We start from the raw sequence: 20,413 nt of genomic DNA, 5'->3' as shown, positions 1-20,413 counted from the left end.
GGTCAGAGGTTAACGAGAAGATATACGTTTACTGCTCTTTAGCTCTGTTATCTGGGTTATCTGAGTTCTTATTATCGGTAGTTTCAGGCTCAATATTTTCATCTACAGAGCTATCGTCTTCGTTGCTACTTGCAGCCTCAAGCGCAGCAATCCAGTTTTTCATCACATCAATTTCAGTTTGCTGGTTATCAATGACGTCTTGCGCCAACTGACGCATCTCTTCATCTGTCCCATATTCGAGCTGAACTTTTGCCATATCAACAGCGGCAATATGATGCGGTAGCATGCCGCGTGCAAATGCCATATCAGGCGCGGGGTCAGCCACACCCAAAGTCATTTCGCCATGCATATTTTGCATGCTCTTAGCATATGCTTGCTGCATCGCCACAGTATTTGGCTTAGGTTTGGCAGCATCAGGATGGCTAGCTAGCCACTTGTTTAAGACGTCTATTTCAGCTTGCTGTGCTGTGATGACATCTTGAGCAAGTTGGCGCATCGCTTCGTCAGTACCATACTTGAGCTCTATTTTTGCCATCTCTACCGCGCCGCGATGATGTCCCAGCATGCCTTTAGCAAAAGCGGTATCAGGATCGTTATAACCCATCCCAATCATCATCTCGTCATGCATTCTAGTCATCGATCTCGTATAGTCTCTGAGCATATCGCTCATTTGAGACTCATCAATGACATTATTATCGCTGTCATTTGTTAGAGTGTCGTCTGCCATACCGTCATGCTCAGCATGTGGCATATCAGTCACTGGCGGTGAGGTTTCTTCTACAGGATTTGATTGGTTGTCCTCAGTCGTTGGCTGACAGGCGCTCAATAAAAGCGCCGCAGAAATGCTAGTGACCAACGAAAGAAAACGACGAGAAGCAATCATGACATATCCCTATTGTGAAAAAACCAAACGATAAATGGATAATACCTATTATACATAATCAATTACGTGCTGAATGTTAGCAGATAAACCTTACCCATTCGAGACACTATGTTCAAGAAGTCGTAATATATTAGTGTCAGAGCTTTATATTAGGGGCTAAACAGCCAAACAGTGTGAATTAATCAACAGTATTTAAACTTAAAACCATCTAAACTAGTTAGAAATACCTAGCTGACGACAGTGTTCGCTAGTTAGATGAACACGTACAAACTCTCCAACAGCTAACTCACCCAGCTCAAACCCTGCCACCGACCAACGTATCAAACGCAGACAAGGCAGACCGACGTGCGCTGTCATACGTCTGACTTGGCGATTTTTACCTTCGTATATTGTTAGCATTAGCCATGAGTCCGGTACGCTTTTACGCTCACGTATTGGCGGATTGCGCTGCCAGAGTACCATCGGTAGTTCTTCTTCACTGACGTGCTTGACCTCAGCAGGTAGCGTTTTACCATCTTTTAAAACCACGCCACGTTTAAGCTTATTAAGCTGCTCAGCAGTAGGGATTCCTTCTACTTGCACTAAGTAAGTTTTACCTTGTTTGCGCCCTGCATTGGCTTTTGGCGGATGCGTAATTGCTTTATTAACGAGACCATCATCGGTCAAAATCAGCAAGCCCTCTGAAGTAGCATCTAACCGACCAGCAACTCGCAAAGCCTTGTCAGTAAAGTATTGCGATAGAGTGGTGTGATCGTTATTACTGTCATCTCTAAACTGACTTTGCACGCCGTAAGGCTTGTTGAATAAGATGAGACTAGAAGTAGACATAAAACGGTGTTTCCTAGTTTTTGATGAACAATGAATCATTGTAGCGTATGTTTTGTGATGCATAGCTAGTATTAAGCGGCAAGACTACGGGCGATATATTTAATGTGCTGCATGCTACGTGACCTGCTACAAAAGTAGGACAGCGCTTGTATAGATTTGCTGTTATCCTAAATCCGCATTCTGATAGTGGTATTTATATTTTTAATATAGAAATATCTACTATCTGCAAGCGACAATCATTGTTTGGGTCTCTATTTTAATTTTTTTAGCTTCGAGCTATTTTTAACATTGTTCAAATCAATGCCGCAAGTGTTGTACTCATCAAAGCTTTGCTTAACCGATAAGCGCTCAGAGCGTTACAACTATAATAAAACGGTTAGCATAACAAAGTGTCTAGTTCGCTTGCGACGTGCAACATACAACCAAGGAGTATCATCGATGTCATATGATAAGGTTATCGTGCCAAGAGACGGCGAAAAAGTGACCGTAAACGCAGATCTAACATTAAATGTTCCCAACCATCCGATTATTCCGTTTGTGGAAGGTGATGGAATCGGTGTAGATATCACGCCTGTCATGATAAAAGTAGTCAATGCTGCAGTTGATAAAGCGTATCACGGCAAGAAGTCTATCATTTGGATGGAGACGTATCTTGGTGAAAAAGCAGCGAAAGTATATGACGGCGATTATTTGCCAAGCGAGACGCTAGAGATTCTAAAAGACTACGTCATTAGTATCAAGGGTCCATTGACCACGCCAGTGGGTGGTGGCTTTAGTTCGTTAAACGTCGCAGTGCGCCAAAACCTCGATCTGTATGTCTGTCAACGCCCCGTACGCTGGTTTGAGGGCGTACCAAGCCCAGTACAGCATCCAGAGCTGACCAATATGGTTATCTTCCGTGAAAACACAGAAGATATCTACACGGGTATCGAGTGGAAAGCGGGCAGTGATGATGCCAAAAAAGTTATCAATTTCTTAAGAGATGAGATGGGTGTGACCAGTATTCGCTTCCCTGAAGACTGCGGCATCGGTATCAAGCCTGTTTCAAAAGAAGGCTCACAGCGTCTGGTACGTAAAGCGATTCAGCATGCTATCGATAATGATTTGCCAAATGTGACCCTAGTGCATAAAGGCAATATCATGAAGTTCACTGAAGGCGCATTTAAGGATTGGGGCTATGAGCTGGCGGCAGAGCGTTTTGGTGCAGAGTTATTAGATGGCGGTCCATGGATGACTATGAAAAATCCAAAAACAGGTAATGATATTATTATTAAAGACGTCATCGCTGATGCGTTTTTGCAGCAGATTTTGATGCGTCCTGCAGATTACTCTGTAGTAGCAACGCTTAACTTAAACGGTGACTATATCTCTGATGCATTGGCCGCTGAAGTAGGCGGTATTGGTATCGCGCCTGGTGCAAATAAAGGCGGCGCGATCGCTGTTTATGAAGCGACGCACGGTACTGCACCCAAGTACGCTGGTCAAAATAAAGTAAATCCAGGCTCATTGATATTGTCTGCTGAGATGATGCTTCGTGATATGGGCTGGACGGAAGCAGCTGATTTTGTTATCAGTGGTATCCAAGGGGCGATTGCCAATAAAACAGTCACGTATGATTTTGAGCGTCTGATGCCAGATGCTACCTTACTAAGTACTTCGGAGTTTGGTAAGGCGATTATTAAGCATATGGAAGCCTAAGACTACTTAAGCTCTCAGCATTCTATTTTATTACTATGTATTAAAAGCCGCCTGATTATATAGGTGGCTTTTTTTATTTCACTCTTTATAAAGCTTGTAGACAGCATAAAAAAACACCTCAACGTTCGAAAACGGTTGAGGTGTTTTGTACTAAGACTTAAACCTGCTTAATCACTTCTGGGTATAAAAACCAAAAGCGATTAGGCTTAATGGTTTAAGAGCAGTCGCTTAAAATTATAGCGATGCCAATGTCTCGTTAAATAAAGCGCTTGGACGCATTGCTTTCTTAGCCAATTCTTCATCAGCATAGTAGTAGCCTTTGATATCTACTGGCTTGCCTTGAGCTTGGTTAAGTTCTTTAACGATGGCTTCTTCGTTCTCTTTTAGCTTTTGCGCGAATGGTGTAAATTGCGCTTTTAGCTCGCTATCTTGATCTTGCGCTGCAAGCTCTTCTGCCCAGTACATTGCTAGATAGAAATGGCTACCACGGTTGTCCAACTCGCCAGTCTTGCGTGATGGTGACTTATCGTTTAGTAGCAGTTTTTCTGTTGCTGTATCTAGCGTGTCTGCCAAGATTTGAGCTTTAGCATTGTTGTCGTTGTTTGCTAGATGCTCCAACGATACCGTCAATGCCAAGAACTCACCAAGTGAATCCCAACGTAGATGGTTTTCTTCTGTCAGCTGCTCAACGTGCTTCGGTGCAGAACCACCAGCGCCAGTTTCAAACAAACCGCCGCCCTTCATTAGTGGTACAACTGATAGCATCTTGGCACTGGTTCCTAGCTCTAGAATAGGGAACAAGTCAGTTAGGTAATCGCGTAGGATGTTACCGGTCGCAGAGATAGTATCTAGACCACGAGCAACGCGCTCTAGGGTATAACGCATCGCACGAACCTGAGACATAATCTCGATATGTAAGCCAGTAGTATCATGATCTTTTAGATATGTTCTAACTTTTTTGATTAGCTCGTTCTCATGTGGGCGGTATGGGTCTAACCAGAAGATTACAGGCGTATCTGATTCACGAGCACGGCGTACGGCAAGTTTTACCCAATCTTGGATAGGCTCGTCTTTAACCTGACACATGCGCCAGATATCACCTTTCTCAACACGTTTTTCGAGTAGCACTTCATCAGTATCAATATCGACGATACGTGCAATACCAGCATCGCTAGACTCAAAAGTCTTGTCGTGCGAGCCATATTCTTCAGCTTTTTGAGCCATTAGGCCAACGTTAGGAACGGTGCCCATTGTTTTTGGATCAAAGTTACCATGCCATTTGCAGAAGTTGATCATTTCTTGGTAAATACGCGCAAAGGTAGACTCTGGCATCACTGCTTTACAGTCATACATTTTGCCATCAGCGCCCCACATTTTACCGCCTGAACGAATCATCGCTGGCATAGAAGCATCAACGATTACATCACTTGGAGAATGGAAGTTGGTGATACCTTTTGAAGAGTCAACCATGGCCAGACGTGGGCGATGCTCTTGACACGCATGTAAATCACGCTCAATCTCTTCACGCTTTGAAGCTGGTAGCGTTGAGATCTTGTCGTATAGATCTGCCATGCCGTTGTTGACGTTGATACCTAGCTCATCAAAGAAAGCACCATGTTTTTCAAAGGCTTCTTTGTAGTAGATTCTAACTGCATGACCAAAGACGATAGGATGTGAGACTTTCATCATGGTTGCTTTTACGTGCAATGAGAACAAGATACCAGCTTCGCGGCAATCTTCCATTTCACGCTCATAAAACTCTAACAATGCTTTTTTGCTCATGACCATCAGATCGATGACTTCTTTATCAAGCAAAGCAATTTTAGGCTTTAATACTTTCTGAGTACCGTCATCAAGTAACAACTCCATACGTACTGTACGAGCTTTATCTAATGTCATAGATTGCTCGCCATCGTAGAAGTCGCCGCCATGCATGTGTGATACATGCGTGCTTGACCATTGCTTCCATTCACCCATAGAGTGTGGATGCTTGCGTGCATAGTTTTTAACTGCTTTAGGAGCGCGGCGATCTGAGTTACCTTCACGCAGTACTGGGTTCACTGAACTGCCTAAGCTTTTGCCATAGCGCTTGCGTAGCTCTTTTTCTTCGTCAGTTTGTGGATCTTCTGGGAAGTTAGGGATAGCATAGCCTTTGCTCTGTAGCTCTTTAATAGCAGCTTTTAACTGCTGTACAGAAGCACTGATGTTTGGCAGTTTGATGATGTTGGTATTTGGATCTTGAGTCAGACGACCTAGCTCAGCTAAGTTGTCAGGAACACGTTGCTCTTCGGTCAAGTATTCAGGGAATTCTGCCAATATACGCGCTGCAACAGAGATGTCGCTGGTTTCAACTTCAACGCCTGCCGTTTTGGTGAATGCTTCGACAATAGGTAAGAACGACAGAGTCGCCAGCGCTGGGGCTTCGTCAGTTTTTGTATAAATAATTTTTGACATTTTAGTTAGATCTTCCTTTAGGCTGTAGTTAATAATAAAGCTCAAATATAGTGTTGAATATGCGTCAATGATACTATGCAATAATCCATGATATGGTTAGAACAAGTACTTCATATGTAGCTTCTTAGAAATTTTTAAGATAGGTCAGACATTTTCTTTTAATAATATTCATGAAAAAAGCATTTAAAGGCAACACGTTAACGGTCGGTGTAAAATCGCCTAAAAGTGAATCACTGACGCTACATTATAATCAATCCACTATAAATCCGATAGGATGTCAATCGTATACCATGAACTAAGTATACTGTTTTAGCTCGTATCCTATGGTTTCGAATTATACTAAGCTAATAACAACCTTATTCTACCAGTCATCGGCTTCGATATCATCTTTTCCATACAACTACTGTTTTTTCATGACGTTTTATATTGATCTCACTGTCCATGAGCGCAGTCGTACAAACCACCCGCGTTATCGTTGGTGGTTTTTTATTGGATGCAGATAAGTTTTTGCAAATTGTGACAGCAATGGCGTAAAAATTTGCTAGTCTAGGTCATCAATAGATTGGTTATCGATAAATATATCGCGATTATAATAGTGACGGTGAATATGAGTTTAGAGTATGCGCTGATTAATGATACCAGTTGGCAGAGCCAAACAGAGTGGCAGACGCCAGATACCCCTTTTATGTCATTTGCTTTTTGGCAAGCGCTGACTGACACTGGAGCAATTGGTGAGCAGGCAGGGTGGCTACCGATATTTATTTTGGTACATCGTGTCGCTGATGCTACTAACAGTGCCGATAGTGAAGATAACACCGATACCTTAGTAGATAGCGCGGCAGAAAATACATTGCAGCCTGTGGCTGTCATGCCAGTATTTATAAAAGGTCATCATCGCGGTGAGTTTGTATTTGATCATGCATGGGCTGAAGCTTATGCACGCTATGGTGTTGATTATTATCCGCGATTGGTCACTAGCGCACCATATACACCGATTACTGGTCAGAGAGTTTGGTTGGCAAAAGGTGAAATATTAAATGAAGATATCCTCAAAACAGCCATCGCAGGTATCGATGATATCGCTCAACAAGTGGGCGCTTCAAGCTGGCATGGACTGTTTGTGACACCAAAGCTGACCTCTATTGCTACTACATCTATGCCAACTGAAATTGATGTAGAGCTTGCGATAGCGGCTCAAGAAAGCGGCGTAGAGTCAGCTGCTATTGAGCTACCGATATTTGAGCGTCAAGGCTGCCAGTTCTTATGGCAAAACAAAGACTTACTGAATGACAGTAAGCCATTTGCAGATTTTGATGCTTTTTTGATGACCTTAAAAGCCAAAAAGCGCAAAACCATTCGGGCTGAGCGCCGTAAAGTTTCTGAGCAAGGCATTATTTGCCAGCGAAAATGCGGCGATGCTATTAGCGACGCAGACTGGAAGGCCTTTTATCATTGTTATGTGATGACCTATGCAGTACGCGGACAGCAACCTTATTTGACGATAGACTTTTTTATGGCTTTGGCAGCGAGCATGCCTGAGCATATAATGCTTGCGCAAGCACTTGATGCCAGTGGTGAGATTATAGCGAGTAGTTTGTTCTTATATGACAGACCTGATAGCGACAATGTTGATGGTGATAAGGCTGATGACGATAATAATGCTACCTTATATGGTCGTTACTGGGGCGCGCTAGGTGAATATGACAGCTTACATTTTGAGCTGTGCTATTACCAAGGTATTGAGTTTGCTATCGAGCAAGGGCTGATGTCTTTTGATCCTGGTACGCAAGGCGAACATAAGCTGGTACGTGGTTTTATCCCAACGACGACACATTCTATCCACCGTATCTATGATTCGCGTTTTGTACCAGCGATTGGCGACTTTTGTGCTAGAGATCGGCTGCATATGGCGCAGTATCGTCAGCATGCCTTTGAAGCTTTGCCTTTTAACGCAGATAATATGCCTGTATTTGATGGTAGTGACTCATAACAGTAATTCATAATGGCAATCAGCTGTGACTAACTTTGCTTCTATTTGCAAGCACCTTTTAACTATCAAACATCCTATAGAAAATACTAGCCATAAACTATGACCAGCAATTCCTTCAGTTCTACCAGTGGCCTACCTCCTACTGAACTCATACCTTGGCTAAATGCTGAAGGCTCTCTCACTGCGATATTAGAAGAGAAGGCAGGGCAGCCGCTGCGCGTAAAACGCAGCTTTGAAGGCTATCGTTCGCTAACTTTAGGTCAAAAAAAGCAGCTGGGTGTACGAGGTATGATGCTAAATCGTCCAATGCTGGCATGGGTACGGGAAGTGCAGCTGTATGGTAATGATGAAATACCATGGGTCCAAGCACAGAGCATCTTTCCTTTAAACAGTTTAAAAGGTCAGTCTCGTCGTCTTCAGCATCTGAAAAACACACCTATCGGCTACGTGTTATTTAAGCGTCGCCGTACCTTGCCAAATGAGCGTTTTATCAGTCATACGAGTGACGGTTGGCAACGACAAACGCGTTATGATTGGTATGGTCGCACGCTTATGATTAGTGAAACCTTCTTACCTGCGTTTTTAACTAGCGACCTATAAAAATATTACTAGGTTAACCTTGCTTGAGTTATTTAATATACATCTACACTCGGCTGCCTTGTACTACTTTTAAAGTGAATCGACTATATCTAGCCACGTTTGAAAATATTTTATGCCTAAAACAGCATAAAAGTGCAGGCAAGAGAAAAAATTCAGCGGGTAAATCCTTTATTTTATTGGCTATTTATCTGTGTTATATAGTCATTTAATTCGCTCATCTTAAGGTGAGGTTTTTTTGCGCTCACAGCACAAATTTTCATGTTACACTTAATCTTTCGCGATGATATCGATGCAAATGTACATCGATTTTATTGACGAATCAGTCAGGTTAATAACAGGTCAGTCGCCTGTCTTTATTCTTATTTCAATCTTTGCTAATAGACTCCATTCACAATAAGGGTCAGACCATAAAACAGACTGCAGAAAAACAGCGTGCAGAGGTATCAAGCGTACTTCAGCGACGTTGACGCAGTAGTTGTTTTATTGTGGGCAGGCTATAAGCTTCTTTTCAATGACGTTTTTTAATGACAGTCACTACTTAGGACATCACTATGTTTAAAGATATTTCTATCAAAGATTTTGATCCAGTACTTGCTGAAGCGATGGCCGCAGAAAGCGTTCGTCAAGAAAACCATATCGAGCTTATCGCCTCTGAAAATTACTGCTCACAAGCAGTGATGGAAGCACAAGGTACTGACCTTACCAATAAATACGCAGAAGGCTATCCTGGCAAGCGTTATTATGGTGGTTGTGAGCATGTAGATGTGGTTGAGCAATTGGCTATTGATCGTGCAAAAGAATTGTTCGGTGCTGAATATGTCAACGTCCAACCACATTCAGGTAGCCAAGCAAACTCTGCTGTATTCTTAGCGTTGCTAAAAGCAAACGACACGGTACTAGGCATGAGTCTAGATGCTGGTGGTCACTTGACCCATGGTGCACACATCAACTTCTCAGGTTTGAACTACAATGCCGTACAGTACGGATTGGTAGATGGCACTGGCCTTATTGATTATGATCAAGTAGAGAGCTTGGCGCGTGAGCATAAGCCAAAAATGATCATCGCTGGTTTCTCAGCATACTCACAAGTAGTTGATTGGCAGCGTTTCCGTGACATCGCGGACGAAGTAGGCGCGTATCTATTGGTCGATATGGCTCACGTTGCTGGTCTAGTTGCTGGCGGTGTTTATCCAAACCCAGTACCTTTCGCTGATGTGGTTACAACGACGACGCACAAAACTCTACGTGGCCCACGCTCAGGTATGATTTTGGCACGTGATGAAGTACTGGCTAAAAAGCTAAACTCAGCTGTATTCCCAGGCAACCAAGGTGGCCCGTTGATGCATGTCATCGCAGCAAAAGCGGTTTGCTTTAAAGAAGCGTTAGAAGATAACTTCAAAACGTATCAGCAGCAAGTAGTGAAAAACGCACAAGCAATGGCAAAAGTGGTTCAAGAGCGCGGCTATGAAGTCATCTCTGGCGGTACTGAAAACCATCTAATGCTGATCAGCCTCGTTAAGCAAGAAATGACGGGTAAAGAAGCGGACAAATGGCTTGGTGAAGCACACATCACTGTCAACAAAAACGCTGTACCAAACGATCCAAAATCACCATTCGTGACTTCTGGTATCCGTATCGGTACACCAGCTATTACTACTCGCGGTTTCAACGAAGCACAAGCGGGCGAGTTGGCAGGTTGGATCTGTGACGTACTAGACAGCCGCGGTGATGAAGCGGTTGCTACTGAAGTACGCGCTAAAGTAGAAGCTATTTGTGCAGAATTACCAGTCTATGCTAAAAATCAGTAAACTTTAGAATGGTAATAAAAAGAACCGCTAAGCTTTTGCTTAGCGGTTTTTTTGTTATTGCTCTCTATAAATATTAGAGCATTCAACGCAAACCTATATTGGTATTGCTATTTAGCTCTTTTTAATTATATTTCAGTCTGTTATTTAACCTGAAGATTACTACCGACATTTTTCGATAAATGTAGTGAGCTTGATTGAGTTTCGCTATTAGTTTTAAGGAGCTAAGTTGATGTTTAATTAAGAAAAATGTGTAAATCTCTTTGTTTATACAAAAATATTAGTATATAGTCAGTATTGAACTTCTAGTAATAATACTAATACAAATTATAATAAATAGTTACACTTTGTATTAGTATCGCTGTAATTGATTGAATAATTATATAAATATTATTTTCACTAAAGGGATTTACATGAAAAAACAATCTTTAGTCGCAACGATGCTATTACTCAGCACCACTCTTGCGCAAGCAGCAGAACAATCAGGTTTAGCAGCATTTGGAGCAGGTCTCGATGGCTTCATGGCCAATATATTTGGCTGGTTCGTCGACCTTATTTTCTTTTCAGTACCTCTTGGAGACGTAAGCTTCCCGCTTATTGTGGGTTGGTTGTTAGTTGCCGCACTCATATTCACTTTTTACTTTGGATTTATTCAGTTTCGCCAAATAGGCTTGTCTCTAGATATTGTCAGAGGCAAATATACCGATCCCAATCCCGCCAACAAGGAAGAAGGCGAGGTCAGCCATTTTCAAGCCTTAGCTACTGCGTTATCAGGTACTGTTGGTCTTGGTAATATTGCAGGCGTTGGTGCAGCACTTGCTATTGGTGGACCTGGCGCTACCTTTTGGATGATTATGGTCGGCCTATTCGGTATGGCGACTAAGTTTGTAGAATGTACGTTAGGTGTCAAATACCGTACGGTACTACCATCTGGCGTCGTATCAGGTGGCCCTATGTACTATCTAAGCCGCGGTATGGCTGAACGTGGTATGGGCGGATTAGGTAAGTTTCTGGCTGTTGGTTTTGCACTCATGTGTATATTGGCGACCTTTGGTGCCGGTAACATGTTCCAAGGTAACCAAGCCTTTGCAGTCATGAGCTCTACTTTTAGCATTCCAACGGACTACAGTGTATTCTTTGGTATTGGCTTAGCGTTTTTAGTCGGTATGGTTATCATTGGTGGTATGCCGCGCATTGCAACCGTTACCGAAAAAGTCGTACCTTTTATGGCCTTGTTATACATTACTATGGCGGTAATCGTACTGATTGCTAACTTTAATTATATCGGTACTGCATTTGGCGAGATTTTCTCGGGTGCCTTCACTGGTGCTGGTGTGGCTGGTGGCTTTATTGGCGCATTGATTCAAGGTTTAAAACGTGCAACTTTCTCTAACGAAGCAGGTGTTGGTTCAGCCGCTATTGCTCACTCAGCAGTAAAAACCAAAGAGCCTGCTACTGAAGGTCTAGTAGCGCTATTAGAGCCTTTCATTGATACGGTTGTTATCTGTACGATGACGGCGCTTGTTATTACTATCTCTGGGGTCAACACTGCCGCAAACTTACAAACCCAAGCGCTTACTGGTGTGGATCTAACCCGTGCAGCCTTCATGGAGACGGCGCCTATCTTCCAGTATTTCCTAGCTGTCGCGGTATTATTATTTGCTTTCTCAACGATGATTTCATGGTCATACTATGGTCTAAAAGCTTGGACTTACCTCTTCGGTGAAGGTAAAGGCGGCGAGATGATATACAAACTTATCTTCTTAATCTTCGTTGTTATCGGTACCATCGTACAGTTCAGCTTTGTTATCGACTTCTCAGATGCGGCTCTGTTCGCTATGGCTATCTTTAACATCATCGGTCTGTACTTCTTGATGCCAATTGTGAAAAGAGAGGTTAACTCTTTCATAGCGCGTGTGAAAAGTGGTGAAATTAAAAAGTATAAATAATGGGTTCGATTGAACACTCTGTTATAACTTGATAATTAAAAAAGCCCGCCAAGATAAGTCTTGGCGGGCTTTTAGATGGCTAATATTTGTTATTTGTTAGATATCTATTAAGTTTTGATCTGTAACAGCATCGGCCTACATAAACGGCAACTTCGTAAATATCTGTAGTATCGTGGCATTGACGATATCAACAAAAAAGGCACCTACCATTGGCACAATCAAGAATGCTTTGGGTGAAGGCAGATAGCGATCAGTAACTGCTTGCATGTTCGCAATCGCTGTCGGTGTTGCACCCATACCAAAACCACAATGACCCGCTGATAATACAGCTGCGTCGTAGTCTTTACCCATAATTTTAAAGGTAATGAGGTAAACGTAGATAATCATAATGATGGTCTGTACGACCAATATGACGAGTACAGGACCCGCCAAATCGGTCAATTGCCATAGTTTTAAAGACAACAATGCCATCGCCAAAAATAGACTTAAAGACGCATTACCAAGTACATCAATTGAGCGGTCAAACATATCAAAATTGAAGACCATCGTCAGCACATTGCGAATGATAACACCACCTGCCAATGCCCATACGAAAGTAGGCAGCTCAAACCATGTACCTTCAGCAACGATGGCCATCACATCGGCAAAAGCCAAAGCACCTGCGAATAGTGCCAAGGTTTCGATAGTAGAAGAAGCGGTGATAAAGCGCATGCTATCAGGCCTTTCAAAAATATCTTTATTACTGCCTGCAGACTCTTCATCGTGTTTGGTGCTATATAACGACTGTGCACCAGCAACTTTTTCGATATCGCTAGGATCAGGGTTAGCTGGCGTTGGTTTTAGGCCAAGTCGATTAATCAAGCGACGGGCAACAGGACCGCCAACAATACCACCCGCGACCAAACCATAAGTAGCAACCGCGATACCCAATGTAGTCGCACCGACCACACCGTAGTCTTGTTCTAACGTAATACCCCAAGCGCCTGCTGTACCGTGACCACCAGTTAGAGCGATAGACCCTGTCACCAGACCGAGCAGAGGATCAAGTCCTAACGCACTTGCCATGGCCACACCAACGACATCCTGCAATACAATGAATACTGAAACAACGATAGTAAAAATCAATAATGGTGTGCCGCCTGCTTTTAATCGACTGAAATCAGCACTCAGACCGATGGACGCAAAGAACATCAACATGGTGGCGGTCTGTAATCCTTGATGAAAGTTAAAACTATATCCCCAAACCATATTGAGAGCATAGACAACAATCGCCGCGACCAGACCACCAGCAACAGGTTCTGGAATATTAAAGTCTTCTAAAAACTTGACTCTCCGCACCAAAAACCGCCCAAGCAGCAGCACTAAGGTGGCCAATATCAGGGTGTAATAACCGTTTAAGGTAATCTCCATAGGTTAATCCTTTCTATAAAATAAATTAACCTGAATTCGGGATAAATATGGCTTTATCTCGAATTCAGGTTTCTATGATGACGAATAATTATCGGTGACTATCGGCGGTCGGGCCTGCAATATAGGCTTTCAACGACTAACTTTCTAACTTATAAGCTTCATCCTCAGATGGCACGATGATCCACAATTGTGGTTTGCCAAATTCTCTAAAGGCATCCTCAATGATGCTTTTAAAGACATTGAAGTCCTCAGTATTTATCCTTTTGACGTCTGTTAAATCCAGCCTCAAATAAATTGCCTCACTGTCTGTTAGACAATCCCATGCACTGTCCCAGTTGTGTGAAAAATAACTAGGAAAGTCACAGGCCTTGGCCAAACTCGTCAATAACTCAGTTTTCTCGAGCGTGTCACCTACGGCTATAGTAACAGCCTGCGCAGGAATGCTAGTACCCAGTGCTGTACCGTTTTGGTTAATGTGGTCTTGATTAACATGGCTTTGATTAACGTAGTGGATGGCTTGTTTCATATCAGCTCGTTTCATATTAAGGCACCTGTAGTCTTTGAAAGCTATCATAGTGGTCGATAGTCAAGTAATAGACGGTAGGTGGGTTACCACCTGTGACGATACGCCGTGCGCCGCGATGAGAGACACTAGGGGTGGGTACGGTATATTCGCGGTAGTAGCCTTGTGACTGGGCGGGTAGTCTGCCTTCACGGTTATAAAACGTTGTGCCATCTTTATTTGGATAAGGAAACGGGCCGCCTTGCTGAATAAGCGCAATCGTATTATCGACCTGTGCATCACCTGTTATACCAGCACGGGCGACTTGGCTCGTATTATTATTTACGTCCTGCGATACCGTTGTCGACTCGATGCTATCAGCAAACAATGTCGAATTTAAATCGCCAAAGAAATAGAAAGCGACAGCGATTATAGCGATAAGGCTAAATAGCGTAGAGCCTAAGCTTCTTTTATTGGGTCTGCTGTTTTGACTGCTACGATTTGAGTTACGAGTGCTATGATGGCTATTTCTATTGGCATTAGTAGGTGTATAGCTTGGAACATCTGATGCAGTATCTTGGTCAAGGCTCAACGAAGATGAGGTCACTTCAGTAGCTCTCAATTGATTTTTGTCGTTACGGGCACTGTTAAAATAGACACTTTGACCAACCGTTATAGGCTTTGCCAATCGTGCTTTGCTAATATGAAAGAACACATCTTCACTTTGATTATCTACATCGATAAAGCCATAGCCTTTATCTTCGTTCCAGTGCTTAATCTTGCCACTTTGCATGGTCGTACCGCTCCCTATAATTTAAATGCCTTAACTAAAATACTTGTGATTTAAACGAAGAAACGCCAGCATAATTGCTGACGTTTCTGATTACTCGTTTTGATAGTCGATGCTATTATGATTAAGCACGGGTTTCGCCATGACCATACACGATCCATTTTTGTGAAGTCAGACCTTCAAGACCGACAGGACCACGCGCATGGATTTTGTCCGTTGAAATACCAATTTCAGCACCGAGACCGTATTCAAAACCATCAGCAAAACGGCTAGAGGCGTTAATCATCACGCTGGCCGAGTCCACTTCACGGATGAAGCGTTGCGACTTAGTATAGTTATCAGTGATGATGACATCGGTATGATGGCTGCCGTGCGTATTGATATGTTCAATCGCTTCATCAATACCTGAGACCACTTTTACCGCTAGGATAGGAGCTAAATATTCAGTATCCCAATCTTCAGAAGTGGCAGCTGATAGATGACCTTCAAGCTTAGTACTCTCATTTAGAATAGCTTGTGATTTGTCATCAAGGCGTAGTTGCATTGCGTCATCAGCCGCGACGATGGCCTCTGCTATTTTAGGCAATAGCTCATCTGCGACTGTTTCATCGACCAGGAGCGTTTCCATCGTATTACAAGTGCCGTAGCGATGTGTTTTGGCATTGACACTGACTTTGATCGCAATCTCAGGATCCGCATCGCTATCGATAAAGGTATGGCAGTTGCCGTCTAAATGCTTAATTACAGGTACTTTTGCATCGTTGCTGATACGCGCAATCAGACCTTTACCACCACGTGGGACGATGACATCGACATATTCAGTCATGGTGATCAGCTCACCAACGGCTGCACGATCGGTCGTCTGTAGCACTTGTACGCTATGTTCCGATAGATCAGTATGGCTAAGACCTTTAATGATACATTTGGCAATGGCTTGGTTAGATTCAAAGGCTTCAGAACCACCGCGTAAGATAATTGCGTTGCCTGATTTAAGTGCCAGTGAGGCAGCTTCTAACGTTACATTAGGGCGCGACTCATAAATCATACCGACCACACCAAGTGGTACTCGCATTTTGCCCAAATGAATACCCGATGGCTGATAGGTCATGTCAGTGACTTCACCGATTGGGTCAGGAAGGCCAGCGACGTCTTTAAGACCTTGTAGCATACCGTTAAATCGTGCTTCGTTTAGCTCCAAGCGGTCGAGGAGTGCGCTATCAAGATTGTTTTTTTGACCATTGTCCATATCGATTTTATTGGCTGCCAAGATGTCTTGTTTGGCATTGACCAGCTCATCATGAATGGCCAAGAGTGCTGAATTTTTATCGCCAGTGTTGGCAGCAGCCAGCGCGCGAGAAGCGGCTCGTGCTTGCTTGCCGACAGACTGCATATAGGTCGTAATATCCGTAGTATTCGATTGACTCATAAATTATTTTCCTTATGTGATACAGGTTTTTTATAACTAAAAGCGCCCAATTTTACATAGGTAAAAGTACCTAAAAAGGCGAAAAATGTCGCAAAAAAAGAAGTTTTGAATGCCTACTGAAATAGCGATAGGTCATTATGCTATTTAACATAGAGCAGATTGAGACGATAGTAAAGATGATTTTGTGAACAGAATCCGCTTTACATCGCTCTTGTAGGGGCTTATTCAAAGTTATATTGCTCGTGCTAAGCGGTATTTATTTAAGATAATCGCGTTATCAGTACTACACTATATCTTTACGTGTTTTTAACAGAATTGCGATGTAAATACTAAGGTAGCTGCGAGATATCCTCAGTATAGTAAGCATTAAAACAGTAAGGCTATCAGTAGATAGTACTTAATCTTATTATGATGAGTGATGGAGAACGAACATGGCTACAAAAAATACGACTTATAAAAATTGGTTAACGGTTGGCTTGGTAGCAGGTGCTTTGGCATTAGGCGCTTGTAGCAAAAAAGACGAGACACTGATGGAGACTGAAGCTGATACTACTGTAGACGCTCAAACCTCTGTAGAAGAAAGTGCAACAGCGAGCGACAATGACGATGTGGCCGTTGCTAGTGCCGATGATGAGGGTATGGACGTTACCAATAACGATGATGTGGCAGTGGCGACAGCAGAAGATGCAGATATGATGGATGGTACTGAAGACTCAGAGCATGTATCGACGTACTAATCGCATATTATAGAATGCACTAGCTACATATTAGATGTACTAAGCACATACTATAAATAAGCAGTTATCAGATAACACAACGTCTCGTATTCTAAAGTGATAAAATAAAGCCCAGAGCGATAAATGCAGTCTGGGCTTTTTTGTATTCGCGGTTTGTTAGAAGCTGATTAACCCGTTGGTTAAATACAATATTTGCCTTTTTACTGCGTAATAAGAGACAATATGGCATTTTTCTCTTTGCCACATCAGGCATATTACGATAATGCATCTAGATGCTTGTACTATATATAGATATAGCTCTTATTTTATTCGTGTTTTCACTCATATTTATTGGAAGTCTGCTGAACCATGCTTGATACTGCAAAAAACCCGACTCGGCCTATCGCCCTAGACTTACAAGACATCCATAAAAGCTACGGCTCATTAGAGGTATTGAAAGGGGTATCCCTGACTGCCTATGATGGCGATGTTATCTCTATTTTGGGCTCATCTGGCTCAGGTAAGTCGACGTTGCTGCGTTGTATTAATCTTCTAGAAAACCCCAATCATGGCCGTATCTTGATTGGTAATGAAGAGCTGATGCTAAAACCTGCCAAATCAGGTGAGTTACAAGCGGCAGACGTGAAACAGCTAGAAAGCTTGCGTGCTCGCGTCGGGTTTGTCTTTCAGAACTTCAACCTATGGCCGCACAAGACAATTCTACAAAATATTATCGAAGGGCCAACGCAGGTCTTAAAGATTAAGAAAGACCAAGCAATTAGCGATGCAGAAAAACTGCTTGATAAAGTCGGCCTGCTCGACAAAAAAGATGCTTATCCTGCTAACTTATCTGGCGGTCAGCGTCAGCGTGTCGCAATCGCTCGTGCACTTGCTATGCAACCACAAGTCCTATTGTTTGATGAACCAACCTCTGCGCTAGATCCTGAACTGGTCAACGAAGTGCTTGCAGTAATGCGCGAACTAGCAGAAGAGGGGCGTACGATGCTTATCGTTACTCACGAAATGCGCTTTGCCCGTGAAGTATCAAGCAAAGTCGTTTTTTTACATCAAGGTGTGGTTGAAGAAATTGGCACACCTGAGCAAGTCTTTGATAACCCTACCTCTGAGCGTGTTAAAGACTTTATGGCATCACACCGTCCTACTTAGTTATTAATTATTAGTTTTTTGCTTAATATCATGTCCAATATAAATGGTGGCAACACTTTTGTCACCATTTGCCCTGCCAAACGTAAAATCACTGTAACGTAACCATTGTTGACTGTTTATTGCTTAATGATAACTCTGAGTATGCAAAACGTTTGTTTTTGATATTTTACTCAGGTATTATCAAAAGGTTTATAGGCCATCACGTCTCGTGGCTGTCTGTTATTCTGCTATCTATATTGCTTGTCTGGCAGGGACGTCAGAGAACAAAATATCAGAACCCTAAGTCAGAAAATCCTGTCAAAAACTTATGTAAAACCCATCAGAATTTAAGGAACGTATGATGTCGAATTCTCGCCTATTGTGGTCATCAATGACCGTTACTGCTGCATTGATGTTGAGCGCTTGTAGCCAACCTGCCGATGAAACTACCGATACTAACGCTGACGCCCCTGCAGCAGAAACCACTGGTAAAACCATTCGTATCGCCACCGAAGGCGCTTACCCTCCATTCAACTACACCAATGCTGACGGCAGCTTGGCAGGTTTTGATATCGATGTTGCCAATGCCTTGTGTGATCAAATGCAAGCTAAGTGTGAAATCGTTGCACAGGACTGGGACGGTATTATCCCAGGTCTATTGGCACAGAAATATGATGCGGTGATTGCAGGTATGTCTATCACTGCTGAGCGTCAAGAAAAAGTTGATTTCAGCGAGCCGTACTTTGCCAATACGATGGTATGGTTGACCAATACGGATGGTGGTTTTGATCCTATGGCGATTAAAGATGCAACGCTTGGTGGTCAACGTTCTACTACGCCAGGTGCTTATCTACAGGATAATTACGAAGGCAAAGAAGGCAACACAGTTCAGTTGTATGACAACTATGACAATGCCTATCTAGATCTAAAATCTGGTCGTAGCGATGCGGTATTGGCTGAGAAAGTTTCTGCCAAATCATGGTTAGCAGAAAACGCAGCGGGCTTCGGTATCGTTGGTGATGAAATTGATAACGATGACAATATTGCCATTGCTGTACGTAAAGGTGACTCACTCAAAGCTGACTTTGACAAAGCATTGAGCGAAATCCGTAGTAACGGTGAGCTTGCACGTCTTGAGCAGATGAACTTTGGTCAATAATGACTCACTGAAGATTTATGCTTATAACAAGTAACGTTTGATACAAGTAATGCTTAAAACTGGGCATGTTTCAAATAAACGGTGTTTATAAGCATAAATCAGCAAGCAGTGATTGACGATACAGCTGGTAAATATATTAAGGGATAAAACTTATGACAATTTCAATGACATCATCAATGAGCAAAAAAGCATTGTGGCTAGCACCGCTTAGCGCAGCAATGCTAATGCTGGCAGGTTGTAACAATAGCTCAGCACCAGCAGAAAATGCTGAAGCTGATACCGCTACTGAAGCGCCTTTAAATATCAAAATCGCGACAGAATCAAGCTACAAGCCTTTTAGTTATACCGATGCAGATGGCAAACTGATTGGTTACGAGATTGAGCTGGTTGACGCACTATGTGCGCAAATGAAGGCTGAGTGTGAAGTCATCTCTCAAGATTGGGATGGTTTGATTCCAGGGCTTAACGCACAGAAATTTGACGCAGCTATCGCAGGTATGTCTATCACGCCTGAGCGTAAAGAAGTGGTTGATTTCAGTGACCCTTACTTCCATAGCGGTATCATCTTGATCGGCAAAAAAGGTGATGACTTAAGCGTTGAGTCACTAACAGGTCTACCAATTGCCTCACAGCGCTCAACTGTTGCCTCGCAATACCTACAAGACGAGCATGCAGATGCTGATATCAAGTTATATGATACGCAAGACAATGCTTATCTAGATCTAACCTCAGGCCGTGTGCGCGGTATGATGTCTGACAAAGTAACGGGTATCGACTGGTTAAAAACAGACGCAGGCAAAGGTTACGAAGTCAAAGGTGAAGAAATCAGCACCAATGACGACGCAATGGGTATTGCTTTCCGTAAAGGCGATCCGTTAGTTGCTAAGTTCAATGCAGCATTGGCTGAGTTAAAAGACAACGGCACCTATGATCAAATCACAGGTAGCTACTTTGGTACTAGCTCAACGGCTGCAGCACAAAAAGCGGTCGCAACAACTGATAGTGTCGAAGAAGTAATGGTCGCTGAAGAAGAAGCGCCAGCTAACTAATACGATAT

General features: G+C 42.9%; 16 protein-coding genes. 9 read left to right on the top strand and 7 right to left on the bottom strand.

All coding sequences use genetic code 11. The features are described 5' to 3' along the window. Positions 1 to 28: 28 nt before the first annotated feature. Both copM and ACTXGF_RS25455 read right to left on the bottom strand, forming a co-directional pair. A complete protein-coding gene (copM, locus tag ACTXGF_RS25460; protein WP_443533470.1) occupies positions 29 to 883 on the bottom strand; it encodes a CopM family metallochaperone in 855 nt (284 codons plus the stop codon). Positions 884 to 1,096: 213 nt separating this feature from the next. Beyond that, a complete protein-coding gene (locus ACTXGF_RS25455) occupies positions 1,097 to 1,711 on the bottom strand; it encodes a pseudouridine synthase (RefSeq protein ID WP_443533472.1) in 615 nt (204 codons plus the stop codon). A 438-nt stretch (positions 1,712 to 2,149) separates the two neighbouring features. Between ACTXGF_RS25455 and icd the strand changes: the two genes are divergently transcribed. After that, positions 2,150 to 3,409, top strand: a complete 1,260-nt coding sequence (icd, locus tag ACTXGF_RS25450) for an NADP-dependent isocitrate dehydrogenase (RefSeq protein WP_443533474.1) — start codon at positions 2,150 to 2,152, stop codon at positions 3,407 to 3,409. Positions 3,410 to 3,643: 234 nt separating this feature from the next. Here icd and ACTXGF_RS25445 read toward each other — a convergent pair whose 3' ends face one another. Next, positions 3,644 to 5,863 (bottom strand): NADP-dependent isocitrate dehydrogenase, encoded by a 2,220-nt coding sequence (locus ACTXGF_RS25445; RefSeq protein ID WP_160021118.1) that lies wholly within the window; start codon positions 5,861 to 5,863, stop codon positions 3,644 to 3,646. Between the two features lie 607 nt (positions 5,864 to 6,470). Here ACTXGF_RS25445 and ACTXGF_RS25440 point away from each other — a divergent pair. The 4 genes from ACTXGF_RS25440 to ACTXGF_RS25425 all read left to right on the top strand — a co-directional run bounded on the left by ACTXGF_RS25440 (position 6,471) and on the right by ACTXGF_RS25425 (position 12,207). Then, positions 6,471 to 7,853 carry a GNAT family N-acetyltransferase gene (locus ACTXGF_RS25440; protein WP_443533476.1) on the top strand — a complete coding sequence of 461 codons (1,383 nt, stop codon included), beginning with the start codon at positions 6,471 to 6,473 and terminating at the stop codon, positions 7,851 to 7,853. A 99-nt stretch (positions 7,854 to 7,952) separates the two neighbouring features. After that, positions 7,953 to 8,453, top strand: coding sequence for a chorismate--pyruvate lyase family protein (locus ACTXGF_RS25435; RefSeq protein ID WP_160021120.1), 501 nt, complete (start codon positions 7,953 to 7,955; stop codon positions 8,451 to 8,453). Between the two features lie 551 nt (positions 8,454 to 9,004). Continuing rightward, positions 9,005 to 10,261, top strand: coding sequence for a serine hydroxymethyltransferase (gene glyA / locus ACTXGF_RS25430; RefSeq protein WP_443533477.1), 1,257 nt, complete (start codon positions 9,005 to 9,007; stop codon positions 10,259 to 10,261). A 410-nt stretch (positions 10,262 to 10,671) separates the two neighbouring features. After that, complete coding sequence (locus ACTXGF_RS25425; protein WP_443533479.1) at positions 10,672 to 12,207, top strand: alanine/glycine:cation symporter family protein; 1,536 nt, start codon at positions 10,672 to 10,674, stop codon at positions 12,205 to 12,207. A gap of 135 nt (positions 12,208 to 12,342) precedes the next feature. On the opposite strand, the gene gltS is transcribed toward ACTXGF_RS25425, so the two are convergent. The 4 genes from gltS to ACTXGF_RS25405 form a co-directional block, all read right to left on the bottom strand. Further along, positions 12,343 to 13,617, bottom strand: coding sequence for a sodium/glutamate symporter (gene gltS / locus ACTXGF_RS25420; protein ID WP_057758303.1), 1,275 nt, complete (start codon positions 13,615 to 13,617; stop codon positions 12,343 to 12,345). Positions 13,618 to 13,753: 136 nt separating this feature from the next. Next, on the bottom strand, positions 13,754 to 14,143 hold the full coding sequence (locus ACTXGF_RS25415) for a barstar family protein (RefSeq protein WP_201568409.1): 390 nt from the start codon (positions 14,141 to 14,143) through the stop codon (positions 13,754 to 13,756). 16 nt (positions 14,144 to 14,159) lie between these two features. Further along, positions 14,160 to 14,912 (bottom strand): ribonuclease domain-containing protein, encoded by a 753-nt coding sequence (locus ACTXGF_RS25410; protein WP_443533482.1) that lies wholly within the window; start codon positions 14,910 to 14,912, stop codon positions 14,160 to 14,162. A gap of 121 nt (positions 14,913 to 15,033) precedes the next feature. Continuing rightward, a complete protein-coding gene (locus ACTXGF_RS25405) occupies positions 15,034 to 16,335 on the bottom strand; it encodes a glutamate-5-semialdehyde dehydrogenase (RefSeq protein WP_443533484.1) in 1,302 nt (433 codons plus the stop codon). A gap of 431 nt (positions 16,336 to 16,766) precedes the next feature. Between ACTXGF_RS25405 and ACTXGF_RS25400 the strand changes: the two genes are divergently transcribed. The 4 genes from ACTXGF_RS25400 to ACTXGF_RS25385 all read left to right on the top strand — a co-directional run bounded on the left by ACTXGF_RS25400 (position 16,767) and on the right by ACTXGF_RS25385 (position 20,405). Continuing rightward, on the top strand, positions 16,767 to 17,072 hold the full coding sequence (locus tag ACTXGF_RS25400) for a hypothetical protein (protein ID WP_443533486.1): 306 nt from the start codon (positions 16,767 to 16,769) through the stop codon (positions 17,070 to 17,072). 348 nt (positions 17,073 to 17,420) lie between these two features. Beyond that, on the top strand, positions 17,421 to 18,218 hold the full coding sequence (locus ACTXGF_RS25395; protein ID WP_057758311.1) for an ABC transporter ATP-binding protein: 798 nt from the start codon (positions 17,421 to 17,423) through the stop codon (positions 18,216 to 18,218). Between the two features lie 337 nt (positions 18,219 to 18,555). Continuing rightward, the gene (locus ACTXGF_RS25390; protein WP_179799075.1) at positions 18,556 to 19,356 is read left to right on the top strand and encodes a transporter substrate-binding domain-containing protein; all 801 of its coding nucleotides are present in this window, start codon (positions 18,556 to 18,558) and stop codon (positions 19,354 to 19,356) included. A gap of 152 nt (positions 19,357 to 19,508) precedes the next feature. After that, on the top strand, positions 19,509 to 20,405 hold the full coding sequence (locus tag ACTXGF_RS25385; RefSeq protein WP_101205565.1) for a transporter substrate-binding domain-containing protein: 897 nt from the start codon (positions 19,509 to 19,511) through the stop codon (positions 20,403 to 20,405). Positions 20,406 to 20,413 lie beyond the last annotated feature (8 nt).

It is taken from the genome of Psychrobacter sp. 1Y6, assembly GCF_052258385.2.
Lineage (GTDB): Bacteria > Pseudomonadota > Gammaproteobacteria > Pseudomonadales > Moraxellaceae > Psychrobacter.
Note: the sequence above shows the minus strand (reverse complement) of the source record. Positions and strands in the feature narration are given on the sequence as shown.

Bases quoted from the DNA above. Each gene is read 5' to 3' on its own strand.
- ACTXGF_RS25385 (WP_101205565.1), top strand. From the start codon at position 19,509: ATGACAATTTCAATGACATCATCAATGAGCAAAAAAGCATTGTGGCTA.
- gltS (WP_057758303.1), bottom strand. From the start codon at position 13,617: ATGGAGATTACCTTAAACGGTTATTACACCCTGATATTGGCCACCTTA.
- ACTXGF_RS25400 (WP_443533486.1), top strand. From the start codon at position 16,767: ATGGCTACAAAAAATACGACTTATAAAAATTGGTTAACGGTTGGCTTG.
- icd (WP_443533474.1), top strand. From the start codon at position 2,150: ATGTCATATGATAAGGTTATCGTGCCAAGAGACGGCGAAAAAGTGACC.
- ACTXGF_RS25395 (WP_057758311.1), top strand. From the start codon at position 17,421: ATGCTTGATACTGCAAAAAACCCGACTCGGCCTATCGCCCTAGACTTA.
- glyA (WP_443533477.1), top strand. From the start codon at position 9,005: ATGTTTAAAGATATTTCTATCAAAGATTTTGATCCAGTACTTGCTGAA.
- ACTXGF_RS25415 (WP_201568409.1), bottom strand. From the start codon at position 14,143: ATGAAACAAGCCATCCACTACGTTAATCAAAGCCATGTTAATCAAGAC.
- ACTXGF_RS25405 (WP_443533484.1), bottom strand. From the start codon at position 16,335: ATGAGTCAATCGAATACTACGGATATTACGACCTATATGCAGTCTGTC.
- ACTXGF_RS25455 (WP_443533472.1), bottom strand. From the start codon at position 1,711: ATGTCTACTTCTAGTCTCATCTTATTCAACAAGCCTTACGGCGTGCAA.
- ACTXGF_RS25425 (WP_443533479.1), top strand. From the start codon at position 10,672: ATGAAAAAACAATCTTTAGTCGCAACGATGCTATTACTCAGCACCACT.
- ACTXGF_RS25440 (WP_443533476.1), top strand. From the start codon at position 6,471: ATGAGTTTAGAGTATGCGCTGATTAATGATACCAGTTGGCAGAGCCAA.
- ACTXGF_RS25435 (WP_160021120.1), top strand. From the start codon at position 7,953: ATGACCAGCAATTCCTTCAGTTCTACCAGTGGCCTACCTCCTACTGAA.
- ACTXGF_RS25410 (WP_443533482.1), bottom strand. From the start codon at position 14,912: ATGCAAAGTGGCAAGATTAAGCACTGGAACGAAGATAAAGGCTATGGC.
- ACTXGF_RS25390 (WP_179799075.1), top strand. From the start codon at position 18,556: ATGATGTCGAATTCTCGCCTATTGTGGTCATCAATGACCGTTACTGCT.
- ACTXGF_RS25445 (WP_160021118.1), bottom strand. From the start codon at position 5,863: ATGTCAAAAATTATTTATACAAAAACTGACGAAGCCCCAGCGCTGGCG.
- copM (WP_443533470.1), bottom strand. From the start codon at position 883: ATGATTGCTTCTCGTCGTTTTCTTTCGTTGGTCACTAGCATTTCTGCG.